This window comes from Ohtaekwangia koreensis, assembly GCF_900167975.1.
GTDB classification, from domain to species: domain Bacteria; phylum Bacteroidota; class Bacteroidia; order Cytophagales; family Cyclobacteriaceae; genus Ohtaekwangia; species Ohtaekwangia koreensis.
This window is the reverse complement of record NZ_FUZU01000001.1, coordinates 970,985-987,670: the sequence shown is the minus strand read 5'-3', so window position 1 is coordinate 987,670 and position 16,686 is coordinate 970,985. Positions and strand designations below refer to the sequence as shown.

Genomic DNA, 16,686 nt, shown 5'->3' with positions numbered 1-16,686 from the left:
AGTTTTATGAAATGCCTATATCAACTATATATGTCGATAAGGTTCATTAAATAGTTAGAGCGTTGAAATCATTTCCTTTCCTTACGATTCGGTTATTACTGTCTTTTTTACGAACTGGAACAGGTTCAGGATAAATTACTTCAACATTGGCAGGAGGACAGTATTCTTCAAAAATGATCAAGAGTTGTTTTACAGTATAGGTGTGACCTATCTTTTTACCGATTTTTTGTTGAAAGGGTTTAAGGTGTGTTCTAAGGATTTTCTCTGTTAGCTCGTAAAGTGCTGCCAGTGTTTTAAAAGTACAAGGTTGAATAATCCAGTTTTTCATATTTAGATGTTTAGTGTTTTTTCTTTTTTCGAAAGGTATAGCATTGCTATAGCGCAAGTACCGAGATATGGCCACAAAGTATAAAAGTTGACCACAAAAGATTTTTCGAACCACAAAGTCGTTATTTGGTCACAAAGTCATGATCTGGCCACAAAGTCATGAATTGGCCACATTTTTATTGCAGCGATGCATATATATATATACCTTAAAGTATAAATATATTTGTATGCTATATGTTCGAAATAATTATAGGTTAATCTGAGCCTATAGATAGTAGTGCTTGGGGTATATAACGCGAAAATGGGTTGGCGGCCCGATGTTATCAAATAATAGAAGTATCTGTTGTACCCGCCAGAAATAGCCGAAGCGCTTTCCGATAATAGATTCGTAGTGTTTAATTTGTCTTGCCATAGCCTTGCGGTCTAAGCCGTACAAAGCTGCCAGTTCCTTTGTTGTTGCTGCTTTCAGCGTCCAGGTTTTCATGTAGTTTACATTTAAGTCAGATTTCAGGAGAGGGTGTGAAATGACCAAATGGGACTCAGAAAAATGTGGGAGAAATACTTTTTCGTGAGTATAGAAACGGGGTTGTTGTAATTGTTATGTAAATATAGGGTATATATATACCCAACCGCTGGCCTTGTTAATACCAATACTTACATTGGAATGGTAAGATAGTGCTGTGATCGGTAATTGATCTTTTTTAGAACCATAGCCCACAATACTTGATGCATAAGAAGGATTATTAAGAAATTTTATGAATAGTGTAAGAAGCCCGAAATGGAGTCACATTAAGTGTTTTACTGGTGTCCTAATCAGATGTTCTGCATGCAGAAGGTGGTAGTTTTATACTACGCAGGTAGTATAAAACTACCATGTCCGTAGTATAAATGTACCATGTCGATGACTTGGACACCAAAGCATCTTTTTAGCATGTTACCTTGAGTTAATATTTGCAGTTTTTTTGGATAGGCATTACACCTACGGGGAAAACTTACATTTATACACGGCAATTTAGAGGGGGAAGCCATAAACAAAGCCTTAAAAAAAGTAGATGCAGGGTTAAAAAAAGATGCCGGACAGTAGAAGCAAGATAAAAATCGAAGTTTGAAGTTCCCGGCAGGTAGAAAAAGAGACGTGTTGTACATAATAAACATTTATTTCGCGTAGAATAACCTACAGTTCCATTTCTAATTAAAATTGATAGCCAGGAGGTTTGCAGCAACATTCATTTTTTTGCATAGATTTGAGTTATCTGAATGGCAAAATCAGGCATCACTAAACAAGTAAACTGATTTTCTATGCCAATGCCACGAGACATTAAATACGTCTTCCGTATTTCTGCTCTTCATTATCTACATCGCTATTTGAGGATGGTTTTCACACAAGATGAAATTGAAGCTATGCACAAGACAATGTGGGCGGAGTATAAAAAGAATCCCAAAGCTACTTCTCAAGAAAATTTCATGCTGGAATGGGGGGAAACAGTATGGCAGCCCGAAATGAATCGGAGGCTAAATCGTCCAGCAGATCATCCTACTTTTGAAAAGTTGCTTCGTGTTGCATTCAAGGATGAACTTGAAAGGGCAAGTCATACAAAAAGACATATCTAATTCTTAAATAACAAATATGGTGGTACCACTTAACACAACCTTAGAGCAGAGGTGCCTTACCTTTCGTCATTTTTTTCAGTTTTAATGACGAGCCGAGGAGAATAATGGCTAAGTTGATGAAAGCATTATTGCTTTAAGTGGGAGATTAATTATGACGATAATGTCTATGTATATATCATGCGATGCATGATATATACATAGACAAAACAGTTGCAGTTACACATTTGCACCTTTTTCTGCATTGAGTACAAATCAAATCATTGAACTAAATACATTCGAATGAATCAAAAAGACAGAAGCAAACCGGAGAGCTTAATCAAATTTATTGAGAACGCCACTGCGGAGAACTTTATAAAAGAGTATGCTGCTATGATTAACCTTAAAAAGCGTTATGAGACTAATATTCAGCTTGTCTTTGAGATTGAAGAAAAAGCATCAACAGAAGAACTTAAGTCTCATGCAAGGCGATTAGCACACGTCTATTTCGTGTCCATTTTAGAAATGTTTTTAAAAGAACTAATCTATGCAATTTACCACTGGAACATTAAAGGAAGAGACGAACTGTTAGAAAAGCAATCCTATAATTTGGCCGAAGCGTTTGAAGTATTTAAGGAAAGAGAACTGGTATCCAAAGAGATTACCAAGGAATACCTTATAGCGCATTTTAATTCCTTTCAAAGCTTACAACAAATCGAGTTTGTCTTTGATAGACTCACGGGCAAAAAATTCTTTAATGCAATATCCAATTATTCAAAAAACACAAACAGTGGAAATAAAGACGTTGATATAAGTCGCACCTTGATTGATTTCTTCGCGGTAAGAAATAAAATTGTTCATGAGTGCAACATCGAGCCATATTCAATTGATAAAATGAAGACCAATGCAAAATTCATTTATAATCTACTTATAGACATTAGCAATTACTGCGAGAGCACAGATCACAACTATAAAGGGTAAACAAGAATTGAAAATGACTTATAGTTCCGATTTGATATTTTCGCTGTACTTCATTTTTAAGACGCCCCTTAAGAAAAATAGATAATGAGACTATTCAACTTTTTGTTTGGAGAAACTAAAAAGGAATCTAAAGTCCATATTGACGATAAAGGATACTTTCGCTTTAAGAATAGCAACAGGCTAGTTCATCGTTGGGTTGCTGAAAAGACACTAGGCAGAAAATTACGGGCAGCGGAAGTTGTACACCATATTAATCGAAATAAGCGCGACAATTCGCCAGAAAATCTTCAGGTATTTTCAAACCAAGAGGAGCATGATGCTCAACATAAAAAAGACGCCAAAAATTACGGTTGGCTTTATAGCTTAACGGGTAAGCGCAAGCGTTGGACACTGTATTATATTTTCTTTGGATGGAGAGAATAAAGCAAATTCGCTGACGAAATTCTCCTAGCAAACTTTATTGACATTGGATAAACTAGAATCGGTATTATATACATCCGTCTTTAAGAAGATATGTCCTGTCTGAATACGCTGTTATGTTTAACCGGTGTGATATAATCACCGTAGCCATTCGTTTCTTGAGTCCCAGCAGCAAATCTATTATGAACTTCTCAGTCTTGCTGTCCATTGAAGCCATGCCTTCATCAATGAGAAGCAGTTTAGGAATTTGCACGAGTGCTCTCGCAAAAGCGAGGATTTGTTTCTGTCCACCAGAAAGATTTATACCATCTTCACCAATAAGTGTTGAATACCCCTGTGGTAACGAGCGAAAGAACTTATCGAAGCCATACTCTACGCAGAATTGAATAGCCGATGAAGCTTTATCCGGATCGGTACTTAATGCTATATTATACAAAAGAGTACCGTTAAATATTTTTACTTCCTGTGGTACTACGGCAGTATGACTACGCCATGTCGGAATCGGGATTTGATTAAGTAAAATCCCACTTACAGTGATTGTTCCTCTTTCTGGCTTATAGAATCTTTGAAGGATTTGCAAGATGGTGCTTTTGCCACCACCACTCTCACCGGTGATTGTAATAATTTCACCTTGCCGAACATGAAAGGATATATCTTTTAATAGCTGTTCTCTCCCGGTGAATCGAAATGCAATGTTTCTGGCTTCAATGGAGAGGCTAAGAGCGTTTAGAGGATGATCTTCATCGCGTGGTTTGTTTTCGTCAAACTCTTTTTGATTGGAGGTTATATCATTCATTCGATCCAGTGCGGCAAGCGCCTCCTGTATCTGTATGTTGCCAAGTAAAATCCGAGTCACCAGTGGACTTATGTTGACGGCCACAGCAAGAGTCGCTACCAGCTCTCCGGTCTTTAGCTCGTTATTCAAAACCAGCCATGCGGCTGTTCCAAGCATGCATGTGATAAACAAAACTCCCAGAGAGTCGGCAATGAATATGTAGCGGTTATGAGTTTGGCCAAGTCTAAATATAGAATCTTGAAGTAAAGTATATATCCGTTTGTTGAGATTTGAAAACCATCCTTCGCCTGAAGTGTTTTTAATCGTTGTAATACCCTGAATGCTGTCAATATAGTTTGCTTCTGCCTGACCGTAGTTCGACATAACTGCTCTTTGAGATGCTGCTATCGTATTATTGAAATGAAGGAGCACTATGCTATATATGGGAAGAAACAATAGTATAACAACTGCGAAAACAACTGAATAGCTTGATAAAAGTATAATGGATGCAAATAAGATCAATACAGAAATGGTGATGCTTCCCGTGATCGCTTGAAGTGTTGATTGAATTTTGCTTGTATCGTTCATTCTCGATATAAGCTCTCCGGTCTTTGCTGAATCAAAAAATATTTTCGGTAGCCTTATGAGTGAGCTATAGAAATGATCAATGATACGGATACTAAAATCTTTACTTTGTTTAACTACAAACAGACCACGCAGATAGTTAAGACTGGTTTTACAAAACAGTAATACGATCAGAAGCACTAAACTGATAACTATTTTTTGCATGTTATGCGCTGGCAGAAAATCATCGATAAGTCGCTGAGAAAATATAGCAGAAGATAAATCAAGTGTAGCAGTGATAACACCGATAGCTAGTGTTATATACAGAAGCGGTAAATCTTGTTTAATCAGTGATTGTAGAAGTTGAAGTTTACCAGTCACTTCCTGTTTTTTATTGAAACATTCCGTTGGTTGAAGTGTCAACAGGGTCTTTTCCTTCCATACATTTTCAAGCTCGTCTTTCGAGTAGGTAGTAATTCCGGTTGCAGGATCGCCAATAACAATATGCTCCTCTTTAAATCCATAGTATATGAGATAGTGTGGCTGATTTTCTTTTGTCAGTACACTTAGTATAGCAGGATGCTGGAGGGATTTCAAATCATCAACGCTGCCTGCCTCAAGACCTTCGGCATCAAAACCAAGCGTTGTTGCCGCCTGATATAGACCAAGCATCGTAGTCCCCGTGTGGAGTGTCCCGCTTTCCAATCTGATTTTGCTAGGACTCGCTTCACCACCATGAAATTTTATAATAGAGCACAAGCAGGCAACGCCACAATCATTTTGCCCTTGTTGGCGTAAAAACGTACTCTTGATATGTTTGAGGTTCATTGAAAGATCAGAGCATTATAAGTTTTCAAGAATCAATTCCGCTTTAGCTTCGCCCTTGAGATGACTTGTCAATTGGAGATTTTTATAGATATATATTTCGGGATACGCCACCGTTCCAAAATGTTTGTACAGGTCATCCGATGAAACGTGATAACATTTGAAATGACCGAGGTTGTCTAGTTTAAAATCGCTGGCAAAGGCGTTAATTACTTCCAGGGGTTCTGTCGAAATCAAAGCGACCGCAGTTTCTTTGAAAAGAACATGATGTTCACTTATATCTTTTATTTCAGCTTGACAGTGTTCACAGGTGGAATTAAAAAGTATAAGTACTGTAGTGCCATTGCATAAAGCTGTTGAACTGGTTTGACTACCGTCACTTTCAATTAAGGGAAAGTCTTCAAGGCTTTGTCTAAGACTTTCAACCTCTGATTCGTGGCTGATCTTTTGTATCAGGATAGAAAGCAAGAATACAATGATACCAGATAGTGACAGTAGAGCGAATTTCTTTAATGTAGTTCTTGTCATGAATAGCTGATGAGTAAAAACAACGTGAATAAAATCCAGATCAGTAAAGCGACACCATACGTTTGAAAAACAAGCGTTGCAGAATCACTATACTTCATTTCAAGATCATTGGAAATTCCTTTTGCCAGTATCAGGATATAGGCCAGTTGAATAATGTTAACGAAGCCTAATGGGTATTTAATCCAAAATGCAAGGAAGCCGTGAGGAAAAATGGAGGCTGCGGTATAGGAAGGAAACTCTAAAACGTTATCCAGTGAGTAATTCTGATCGAAGAAGGTGAACCAGAATAAACGTGCTGCGGGAATAAGGAGAAACACAAATTCGCTTTTCAAAGCAACCTCAAAGAGCGTACTGAATTTAACAGTGAGATTGCGAAAAAAAAAGCCTATATAAATACAAGCAGCCATCAAGAATAATTTGAGAGCGTAAACTACAGGCCCGAAAGAGTATATAATCCATTCGAATTTCTTCTGGCTATTGAGTAGTTCATGTATCCTTTCTTCTGAGAGTGTGTCGATGAGAGCATAATAGTAAACGTCTTCTGTTAGAATTAATCTATTGATGCCAAAGGATAATAAAAAATTTAAGAAAACGAGTATGCCAAAGAGTACTAACGAGTTCATTGAATAGTGATAGCTAAGGTTTAGTGGATGCAATGGTTTTTTTTGGCAAAAACCCTTGTGGTGCAAAGGCTTTTCCCTCGTCAAAGAAATTTAGGTATAGGAGTTTGGGTGTTTTCAATCCTTCGTAGCTGACTTCATATATTTCTAACACGCCAACGTTTTGGTAGGCAGCATCACTATTTGCTGTTTTAAAAAAGCAACAACTTTTTACCCGTTCATACAAAACCTGCTCTCCTTGTGGCCCTGTTAGTGAGTTAAGGTATTTTTCCGGATAGGTTACAGATACATATTGATTTCTAACTCCCAATGTAATGGGCGCTTCGGGAGTATAGCCATATTTCGAACTTTTAGAAACTCCTTCCAGAACCAGAATAGAATCTATTTCTGGAATAGACTCAAGCGTGTTCTTTTGTTTCGTTGTCCAATGTAGTTTTTCACTTTTGCAGCTTGCGATGACAACTATTAAAATTATCAGTATTGAACTATTGACCTTTCTTATAGGAAAATCCGTGTGGTGCCAGTAACTCTTTTGTTTCGTCATATAGATTAATATATAGGGTAACAGATTGCGTTTGTGCATGCACAGTATAGGACACGCTATATTTTTCAAGCATTCCATACTTGCCATTAAACTCATGCATCGGATAATTAAGAATTAAATTCTTTGTTTTGAAAGGGCAACATGGTTTTAAGCGTTTGTATGAAATGCTTTCTCCATTTGGCCCTGTTAGCGCATTGAGATATTTTTCGACACTTTTCGCAGCTTCATTTATATCCTGCAATCCCAACATTACTGGCTTTTGCTCAGTTGTGCCGAAAGCAAAATCGCTTGATATACCTGATAGCTGAAGCGTAGAATCGTTCAGCAAAGCATATTGTGAAACTGAATTCCTTTGCTTGGAATAGCTGATCATTTTCTTTTGACAATGTGAAAAGATCAAAAGCGTTATAGCGCAAAGCAAAAACCTAGTTGCTGTTCTTCCTGAATTGCTCATCAAGTGTGTTCCCCCTTTCAATGTCTTTTTTTATAGAAGGTTCCAGTGGACGCTGTACGACTATATTATAGTTCTTCCAGAATGCTTCGTTGTATTTCCATTCCTTGCTGTATAGATCAATATTTCCTTTTTGTCTTTCTTTCCTCTGGAAAGCCTTTGCTTTACTCTTTTCAGTTATTATTTCATTGGTAACAAACAAAGACTCATTGAAGAAGTGACCTTCCACTTTTCCTTTTTTCTTGGCTTTGTCAAACTTGTCTTCGTTTAGCTCAAACCGAAAAGATTTTCGATGGAGCAGGCTTAGATACATTTTACCCTGATAGTCTTTATACTTTATCAGCGTTTGGTGCATGAAGGTTTGACCGGGCAAGGCGAAGGGGTGACCTGGTTCAAGGTTTAATTCAAATTTCATTTCCAGAATCGCAAAATCCTTTTTTCGGATATATATATGCCCGGTTGATCCCTGATAGTCTGATTCGCTTGTTGGTCTAATACCTATACAAAGGATTTCTTGTGAATCTTCCAGTCCTACACTATCGAGCGTAAAAATGACTTCCTTAAAGAACTCTTCGTTCAAGGGAGCATTTGATATAAAGAAATACTTCTCTGTATTATTCCGTATATAATCATTGGAGAATAAAGACTCATGCTGACCGTTTAGCCCGTTAACGGGTTGTATATAATTCATGATTGTCATTTTCCAATCCATGTCGCGAAAGTCATCGCTCTTTCTGATCTCACGCACTTTAAATTGCATTTCACCAGATGAATAACCTTTATCAAATACGTCTACGGCAGCCTCTACCAGTCGGTCGTATGTATAGTCTGATCTAATTACTTCGCGGTAAAACCCTTGCAGAATAGATTTGTTACCATCTAGGTTGTTTTTTAATTTATCAATACTTTTTCTAACGATAGATAATGCGGTATCAGAAGTGATCTCAACCACATCAAGTAGATATACTTTGCTATGCAGAAGCACTTTCAGTGAATCGCTAATGTCATTTAACTTATAGACAGGTATAACAGTATTCGCAAAGCCAATGCTAGAGAATTTTAATGAGTCGTCCTGAGCAGATATAAATTGTATTTGAAACTCTCCTGATGCATTTGAGTAACTTCCTATTGAAGGATCAGAAGTGAGACTAATATTTACAAAAGGAATCGCCAAGCCATCCTCATTTAGGGTTTTGCCTGTTAGATTGATTAAATTCCTTGTTTGACTAATTGACTCGTTTTTTGAGAGCAGGAATAAAAACGTAGCTAGTATAAATATCCTCATAGAAGTGCATTCTGAATTTATATGGTTACAGCCTTAATAAATAAGGACTGTAACCATTAAGGATAACTATTAGCAGTATTTCATGTATAAATTGCCATATCCGATCATACCTGTAATGAGCATCTTCTCAAGTAAGTTGGAACAAGTCTTATCGTCCATTTTACCTACCCCACCTTCAATTTTAGCCATTTTTTCAAGTGATAACTTTTTCATAAGAATTTAATGATTTAAGAATTTTGATTACAATAACTCAGCACTGGCCAGTAGCCTTGTAATAAAAGTATGGTGCTTGATGTAAGAAACCAAGAATATAATTTGAAATATATATACTTTTTTTGTATCTGTTCCGCATTCTGGAACAGTATATATTAGGTAAGGATGCTATATACGTAGAGTCTTGTCAGTATAAATACGGATATAGCCGGAACAGCAACATATATATTTATATCTAACGGAGTGACTACAGGATAATTTTAAATGTAAGGTCGATTAGGCTTTTTGCTGTTTTTTACTTTTTAAGAAGTTCAAACCTAATTATTCGGGTCGGAATCCAATACGAGTAGTACTTTTTTACTATTTCTCCTGTCTGTAGTATAGAAAGTCAACTTGGCGAATTTTATTTCAGCATTCCTATTATACTTGAATCGGATTTCAAAAGAAGACCCCCCAACTAATTGCTGTATGCTAACCTATTTCCGATTGTGTGATTGCCTATGAGTAGATTTTACCGTGTTAGCATATTTTCTGTCTTCTGTTTTACATTTGTTTCTTCTGCGTTTGCTCAAAATCTGGAGGAGATCGGTAAGGCTAACCCCATTAAGATAACGGGTGGTGTTTCGCTCAACCAAATTTTCTATACAGCTAAAGGCATTGATAACAGACGCGATCCCTATACATACTTTGCATCCGGCAACGTAAACTTCTCTTTATATGGATGGAGCGTTCCGTTAAGTTTTAGCCTGTCTAATCAAAATACATCCTTTCAGCAACCTTTCAATCAATATAGTTTACATCCAACCTATAAGTGGATAACTGCACATGCGGGGTATATCAGTATGTCATATTCACCCTATACAGTGAATGGTCATATATTTTTAGGTGGCGCTGTAGATTTAGCCCCGGAAGGGAATTGGAAATTTAGCGCACTATATGGTAGGTTTCTGAAAGCCGTACAACCGGAATCCGATACAGCCGGTATAATAACAAATACACCTGCCTTCAAACGGATGGGCTATGGACTGAAAAGCAGCTATAGCAAAAACGGAAACTTTGTTGATCTGATTATATTTCATGCAAGAGATGAAGTCGGCTCTATAGCCCCTCTTCCGGATAGTCTCGGTATTCTTCCAGAGGAAAACCTCGTGGTCAGTCTGGGCGCAGGTAAAACCTTCTTCGAACATTTTGTATTGAAAGGTGAGCTTGCTTCCAGCGCATTGTCACGGGATATACGCGCAGAAGAAGGAGAGCACACGCATCCATTGGCGAATATGAGCTTTTTATATACTCCTCGTTTATCATCATCGTATTACAAAGCTTTCAAGACTTCGCTAACCTATCAACAGGATGCGTATAGTTTTGGCGTTGGTTATGAGCGCATAGATCCTCAGTACCGAACGCTTGGTGCGTATTACTTTAATAATGATTTGGAGAGCATTACTGCCAATGGAGCTGCCGCTTTATGGCAGGGGAAAATGAATGTAGCGGTAAGTGCCGGCACACAACGCGACAACCTCGATAAGAGCAAAGTAAGTACCATGCGTAGAATGGTGGGTTCGTTAAACGTTAATTATATACCCAACCAGAAACTGAACCTATCTGCATCATACTCGAATTTTCAAACCTATACCAATATCAGGTCTCAGTTTGTCAACATCAATCAGCTTACACCTTACGATAACCTGGATACACTCAACTATACTCAAATCTCGCAGAACATCACAGCCACCGCTACTTATGCTCTGAGTAATTCAAAGGAACGCAGACAAAGTATAAGCCTGAATGCTAATGTGCAAGATGCAGCAGACAAGCAAGGCGAAGTAACACAAAATTCAGGAAGTCAATTTTATAATCTCAATGCTGGCTATATGTATAATATGGTTCCGCAGAATCTTACGGTGTCGGTAGCTTTTAATGGTAACCTGAATGAAAGCCCTTCAATTTCAACAAAAACATTGGGGCCGACTGCATCGGTAAGCAAATCTTTCTTTGATCGTAAGCTCCGTGCAACGCTGTCATCATCCTATAATAATACCTATACAAACTCACAACGTGTGAGTACTATTTTGAACGGAAGAATAAACGGAAGTTATACAATACAAAAGAAACACAATTTGAATTTAAGTCTGGTAGCGGTGAATCGTGAAAGTAAAAGCGAAAGTTCTGCAAATTCTTTTACAGAATTTACCGGGACACTCGGATATAGTTATGCCTTTGGAATGAAATGAGAATGACACTGAAATTAGTTATTAAAATATCGGCCCTTATATTGTTCGTGGTAACCTGCGCCTTTAACGTGTATGCGCAGAGCTATCCCGTACAAGTTACCGTATCGTTGAAGCCTCCTTATAGTGCATTTCTCACGGATTACTCCGAACCAGGATCACAAAAGTTTACGGCCTCGTTTTTACTCAGGGATTTAAACGTTACTGACTACAAAGGAAAACTTCGACTTACTATTGAAGGTGTAGGTATAACAATCCGCACGAAAGCGAATTACGTTCCACTCAGTCCCATTACACTATATGGAGGTGAATCGCTTACATTGTTTGGTGAAGATTTAGAAGAATACTTCAATCCTAACAATCTTGACTTTGCCGGTATATCTCGAAGCCAATATGAAAAAGGCGCTAAACTTCCTGAAGGTGTATATCGCTTTACGCTGGAAATGCTCGACTATAATCGTAGTACGCTTGTAAGTAATAAAGGTACGGCTGTAGCATGGGTAATTCTAAATGATCCTCCTTTACTTAACCTTCCTCGTAACGACACCAAGGCTAAAATCATTGATCCGACAAATATTGCCTTTACGTGGACTCCGCGCCATACCGGATCACCTAACTCTGCTTTTACTACAGAATATATTTTCAAGTTGGTAGAGATTTGGCCAGCTACACGAAATCCCTATGATGCCTTTCTTAGTCAGCAGCCGCTATATGAGATCACTACTTCATCAACACAAATTATATATGGCCCTGCCGAACCTGCTCTAATACCGGGACGAAAATACGCATGGCAGGTACAGGCTAAGGATATAGAGGATAGAGACCTTTTTAAGAATCAGGGAAAAAGCGAGGTATATGTATTCCAGTTTGGTGATGAATTAGGAACGCCAGAGAACTTTCGTCAGGATGGTGGTAATTCTTCAGTGATTAACCTTCGTTGGGAACCAGCACAAAATGGAGCGGCACCGCAGCAATATAGAGTTCGTTATAAAAAGAAGAATGACAAAGACAGAGGTGTTTGGTATGAAAGCGTAACGGATCAGCTTTGGATAGCTATACCTTCTTTGCAATCTGATACTGAATATGAAATGCAGATTCGGGCGGAAGCAAAGCCTCAATATAGCGAGTATTCTACCTTGCAAACTATACGTACGGATGAAGAAACTACTGATTCGTATTCGTGTGGAACAGATGGAGTTATTCAACCTTCAACCAATACCAATCCTTTATTTGCATTAGCTCCAGGTGAGGTAATCACATGCCGCAATTTCAAGCTACTCATCATTGACGTAAAAGGCTCCGGTGGAAACTATACAGGCACAGGTTGGCTCAAAGTACCTTGGTTCAACGGTGCAGGTATACTCTCGAATTTCTCCGGACAAGTAAATACTGATCGTGAATTGGTCGTGGGTGGATTTGAATCGGTATACAATCAGGGAAGCCCCGCTGCAAAAGCTATAGATGAAGCTCATAAGATTGGTGAAGAACCAAGGAAGACACCCAACACAAAAGACAATACTACAGCGAAACCAGATTATACGGTACCAGGCACTATAAAAAGTATATCTGTAAATGATGATGGCAAGATCGTAGTAGTTGATACAGAAGGAAACGAATCAACGTACAATCAGAAGAAGGAAGAGAAGACTGGTAAAGTAAAAGCTACTGTTATAGCTGATTCGGCTGGCAACAGCTATACCGTTGGGGAAGATGGGAAAGTGACAAAGAATGCAGGAAGTACAACCCAATCAGGAAGTAATAATCCAGTTGTGTCACTTTCTGTTAAAGATAAAATTGTTGTCTCAATACTTGGGCAGTTCAAAGAGGAAATGGCCGCTTGGCTGAGAAACAATGGTAAGGGTGGAGATATAGATGAAGATGTTTTACTCGCATCGGAACTACCGGTCTGTTTCAAAAGAGATGCGGGCCAGATTCGTTATATAATGGATGAGATTATTCCTTATTACGAGGAACATCCACCAGAATTGGTAGAGAAAATTGAAACAGAAAAAACAAACAAAGAATTATTTGACAAAATCTCCAAGCGCTTCAACAATGTAAATGACGTAGACTGGAGTAAGCTACCATCGGATGAACAAGAAGATTCACGCAATGTCACAGGCATTGCGTTAGTAGATAGAATTGCGCCGTTGGTTGAGTTTTACGAACAAGCAGCCCCGCTACTTGATCAGGATGGATATAAAGAAGCTATTGCAAAACTCAAGGCCATCTATAATTTTTTTAAAACCTGTAATAACGAAGGTTGGGAAAGTTACGAAGGTGAAGGTATAATTCCTTATTGCTTTTGGAGAGATCAAAATGTTCCTTCCTCTGAGTACTATAGCAACGCGGACTTACCATTTTTGTCAGGTCTAGTTGATGGTGGTTATCGTGAGGCAGAGGGCTTGTATCATTTACCTCAATTAATTAGAGATATAAGCAAGATTCCTTCTAAGGTTCTTTATGCCTATACCGCTGCATATATACAATGTAGTCCTGGAAATTTGGTAGCAAATGCTGAACAACTTGATTACGTACTAAGGCAGTTGGCCGAAAATGAAAAGGGTACAGGAATACTAGACGGCCTTGTTAACCGAGCTGACAACTGGTGGAATGACTACGAAGGACAAAAAGAAGAGTTACTGGAGTATTTCACCAAATGTGAAAATGCAAAGGAATTAAGGGACGAGATTGAACAACTCTATGCAATAGCCACCAACTGGGAAGAGATAAAAAAACTCTCTGGACAGGTATTACAACATCTGAATGATTATTGGAATACACTCGAAACAACAAATAATGTTGGACGATATGAACGCGGCAGGCTTGTTGTTCCAGTCGTAAGCACAGTCATGACTTTGGGGCCGGTAGTGGTATCGAAGATTGATAAAATAAAAAACTTACTCAAAACCCTTCGCACGACATCTGAAGACAATTGGCATAAAATAGCACAAGGAATAGGCAAAGCTTTAGGTAAATCAGTCACTAAAACACTTTCCTATTCGAAACTGAGTGTAAATCTAACTTCCTTCCCTGTGAAGGCAATGAACGATGACTATATAGATGTGATCGTTCACTTTAGCAATGGCAAATTCAAAACAATTATAGAACAAGGTGGTTCATTCGTTGAAAAATCAATTGAAGTTGAACAACTGGCAAATACACTTAATCAAATTCCAGGTGACAAATCTATACGTCTACTTTCTTGTAACGATATAGCTACAGCACAAGAGTTGTCGAAACAAATTCCAACTAAAACTTTATATGCGAGTGATGGTTGGGTAGACCTATTTGATGATGGAATAGTGAAGTCAGAGTACAAGTTTAAAAAACTGTTGAATGGTGATGAGGTTGCCGAGGTCAGTATGGACGGTGTCTCCAAGAGCACTAAAAAGATTAGGTTGGGTAATGCTGTTGCTTCAGAAGTCAAAATTCCTGCCGACCTTGTAAATAAATTATCTCAAGAAGGCGCTAATAAATTAACAGCATGGGTAAGTAAAAATAAAATAAAGTATAAAGGGTTAATTAATAATGAAGCGGCGACTAGTATTATCAATGATTTGAATAGTAAGTTAAATAATCATACTATTCTAGAAGTAATAGAAGATACGCAGGGCCGATTACTTGTAAGAACAGAGACAAAAATTTATGGATTGCATGATAATGTTAAAAAACAGTATGATATATATGAATACTCTAGACCATATCGCAAGTCTGATTATCCTTTGAGTGCAAATAGGCTCACACCTGATTTCTCAACAACAAATAGCATGTTCCCCATCTCAGGGAATCAAAGAAATATTGTTAGAATTAAAATGACGGGTAGAAGATCGGGAGCCAGTGGTGACTTTATAGAAGCGAGCAAAAAAGCAGGCATGGGGAGCATTGAGAAACCTATAGATGTAAACGGTGTGCAATACACTTGGCACCATTTAGATGATTTTGATCCATTAACGGGAGAGTGTACAATGCAGTTAGTACGAACAGCAGACCATATTAAATCTCTACCTCACACTGGTTCTGTAAATCAATATGAAAAATACAACGATGTGACATACAAATAATAATATGAAACTACTACAGATTAATGAAAAAGGGCCAGATGTTACTGGCGAGGAGTTTGACAAATTTGAGAAAATAGTAGAGGCCAAATTACCTGAAGACTTTAAACTTTTTTTGGAAAAGCAAAACCCGAAAAGAACGATTGAAAGATCAATTGTTAAAGGTGACAATCAGTATACTGTCTTCAATTGGCTGCCACTGTCTGAAAGTGACGAACTTTCATTGGCAAGTACATTTGAATGGACTAAAGACTTACTTGAAGGAAAATATCTAGCTTTTGCCCTTGATGCAGGTGATTGGCTATTTGTAATATCTATAAATCAAAATGACTATGGTCAAATATTCTTTTGTAGACCTGATCAAGAGTTAAGCGAGATCATTAAGCTGGCGGATTCGTTTGAGGAGTTTATTATTGCGTTGCAGCCCTATGACGAAAATAAATAATATATTCTCGTGAGTTGGTATTGTGAATAGTATATATATGAAATTTCTGACACTACTTGTTTTGTTACAGCCATGCGTGATTTTTTACTCCTATGGACAAGAAGTCAATTTAAAAGTAAGACAGGCAACCGATGAAGTGTGTCTGTGTATGGAAAAGACGAGGACTAAGGATGAAGAGCGTGAGTGTTTAAAGAAATTCTCGTCTTCAATAATAGACGTCTCACTTTCAAACGAAGATACCCTATATATTAAGGGAGTATTTAAAAACAAGTGTGGTATTGGAAAAGATAGTAAGTGCTCATTTTTAAATGAGTCAGATTTGGCTGGCTATAAGCTAAAGAAAGCTTCGGTATCAATATATACTATTGAGTGGCAAGCTGGAGATAGTACTAATGGCAATGTTGTGAGCCTTATGGAATCAAGATCGGATTTTAAGACGAAACAAGAAGCATTGGATAACATTAAGAAAATTTGGGGAAGTGCTGATAGCAACGGTGATGTAGTGTTTTCAAAGAAGGATGGCGTGTTCACTGACATTCGGGTGTATTATACGGAATGGATTGATAACGCGGCTCTATACCAAATCTTAGTTCAAAAGAATAATACTTTAGAAACTGTAACACTTACGATGAAGCAAGACGATAGAAGTATAGTAATGAAAATTTTGGACAAGGTGCTTTCAAAAATGAAGACGGATTGTAAGTAAATTATACGTCTTCATTAAACGATACAATAGAGTTGCAATATATGGAGGAAAGAATATCGGTTAGGCGTCTTCAAGGTTAAGGTTAGTAAAAATTAGCAAGCAATAATAAAACCCTATTTAATAAAA

15 protein-coding genes are annotated in these 16,686 nt (G+C 37.8%); 7 read left to right on the top strand and 8 right to left on the bottom strand.

All coding sequences use genetic code 11. The features are described 5' to 3' along the window. Positions 1-46 precede the first annotated feature (46 nt). Together B5Y40_RS04305 and B5Y40_RS04300 are read right to left on the bottom strand one after the other, a co-directional pair. Positions 47-328, bottom strand: coding sequence for a hypothetical protein (locus B5Y40_RS04305; RefSeq protein WP_143785606.1), 282 nt, complete (start codon positions 326-328; stop codon positions 47-49). Positions 329-592: 264 nt separating this feature from the next. After that, positions 593-811: a hypothetical protein gene (locus tag B5Y40_RS04300; protein ID WP_079685463.1), complete on the bottom strand. Its 219-nt coding sequence runs from the start codon at positions 809-811 to the stop codon at positions 593-595. 815 nt (positions 812-1,626) lie between these two features. Here B5Y40_RS04300 and B5Y40_RS04295 point away from each other — a divergent pair. The 3 genes from B5Y40_RS04295 to B5Y40_RS04285 all read left to right on the top strand — a co-directional run bounded on the left by B5Y40_RS04295 (position 1,627) and on the right by B5Y40_RS04285 (position 3,318). Beyond that, entirely contained in the window at positions 1,627-1,938 is a 312-nt protein-coding gene (locus tag B5Y40_RS04295) for a hypothetical protein (protein ID WP_143785605.1), read from the top strand. A gap of 279 nt (positions 1,939-2,217) precedes the next feature. Beyond that, positions 2,218-2,895, top strand: coding sequence for a hypothetical protein (locus B5Y40_RS04290; protein WP_079685461.1), 678 nt, complete (start codon positions 2,218-2,220; stop codon positions 2,893-2,895). An 84-nt stretch (positions 2,896-2,979) separates the two neighbouring features. Continuing rightward, positions 2,980-3,318 carry an HNH endonuclease signature motif containing protein gene (locus tag B5Y40_RS04285; protein WP_079685460.1) on the top strand — a complete coding sequence of 113 codons (339 nt, stop codon included), beginning with the start codon at positions 2,980-2,982 and terminating at the stop codon, positions 3,316-3,318. A gap of 64 nt (positions 3,319-3,382) precedes the next feature. On the opposite strand, the gene B5Y40_RS04280 is transcribed toward B5Y40_RS04285, so the two are convergent. The 6 genes from B5Y40_RS04280 to B5Y40_RS04255 all read right to left on the bottom strand — a co-directional run bounded on the left by B5Y40_RS04280 (position 3,383) and on the right by B5Y40_RS04255 (position 8,907). After that, on the bottom strand, positions 3,383-5,482 hold the full coding sequence (locus B5Y40_RS04280; RefSeq protein ID WP_079685459.1) for a peptidase domain-containing ABC transporter: 2,100 nt from the start codon (positions 5,480-5,482) through the stop codon (positions 3,383-3,385). A gap of 15 nt (positions 5,483-5,497) precedes the next feature. Then, on the bottom strand, positions 5,498-6,007 hold the full coding sequence (locus B5Y40_RS04275) for a peroxiredoxin family protein (protein WP_079685458.1): 510 nt from the start codon (positions 6,005-6,007) through the stop codon (positions 5,498-5,500). Next, positions 6,004-6,324 (bottom strand): hypothetical protein, encoded by a 321-nt coding sequence (locus tag B5Y40_RS29315; RefSeq protein WP_143785604.1) that lies wholly within the window; start codon positions 6,322-6,324, stop codon positions 6,004-6,006. The genes B5Y40_RS04275 and B5Y40_RS29315 overlap by 4 nt, the downstream gene beginning before the upstream one ends. 319 nt (positions 6,325-6,643) lie before the next feature. Further along, positions 6,644-7,171 carry a hypothetical protein gene (locus tag B5Y40_RS04265; protein ID WP_079685456.1) on the bottom strand — a complete coding sequence of 176 codons (528 nt, stop codon included), beginning with the start codon at positions 7,169-7,171 and terminating at the stop codon, positions 6,644-6,646. After that, entirely contained in the window at positions 7,113-7,544 is a 432-nt protein-coding gene (locus tag B5Y40_RS04260) for a hypothetical protein (protein ID WP_079685455.1), read from the bottom strand. Before B5Y40_RS04260 ends, B5Y40_RS04265 begins: the two co-directional genes overlap by 59 nt. 52 nt (positions 7,545-7,596) lie before the next feature. Then, complete coding sequence (locus B5Y40_RS04255; protein WP_079685454.1) at positions 7,597-8,907, bottom strand: carboxypeptidase-like regulatory domain-containing protein; 1,311 nt, start codon at positions 8,905-8,907, stop codon at positions 7,597-7,599. 713 nt (positions 8,908-9,620) lie between these two features. On the opposite strand from B5Y40_RS04255, the gene B5Y40_RS04250 reads away from it, so the two are divergent. The 4 genes from B5Y40_RS04250 to B5Y40_RS04235 are packed head-to-tail and all read left to right on the top strand — an operon-like array spanning position 9,621 to position 16,560. Beyond that, entirely contained in the window at positions 9,621-11,351 is a 1,731-nt protein-coding gene (locus tag B5Y40_RS04250; protein WP_079685453.1) for a porin family protein, read from the top strand. Positions 11,352-11,353: 2 nt separating this feature from the next. Then, on the top strand, positions 11,354-15,412 hold the full coding sequence (locus tag B5Y40_RS04245; protein ID WP_159453606.1) for a fibronectin type III domain-containing protein: 4,059 nt from the start codon (positions 11,354-11,356) through the stop codon (positions 15,410-15,412). Positions 15,413-15,416: 4 nt separating this feature from the next. Beyond that, positions 15,417-15,854, top strand: a complete 438-nt coding sequence (locus B5Y40_RS04240; protein WP_079685451.1) for an SMI1/KNR4 family protein — start codon at positions 15,417-15,419, stop codon at positions 15,852-15,854. Between the two features lie 37 nt (positions 15,855-15,891). Next, positions 15,892-16,560 (top strand): hypothetical protein, encoded by a 669-nt coding sequence (locus tag B5Y40_RS04235; RefSeq protein ID WP_079685450.1) that lies wholly within the window; start codon positions 15,892-15,894, stop codon positions 16,558-16,560. The last annotated feature ends 126 nt before the right edge of the window (positions 16,561-16,686 follow it).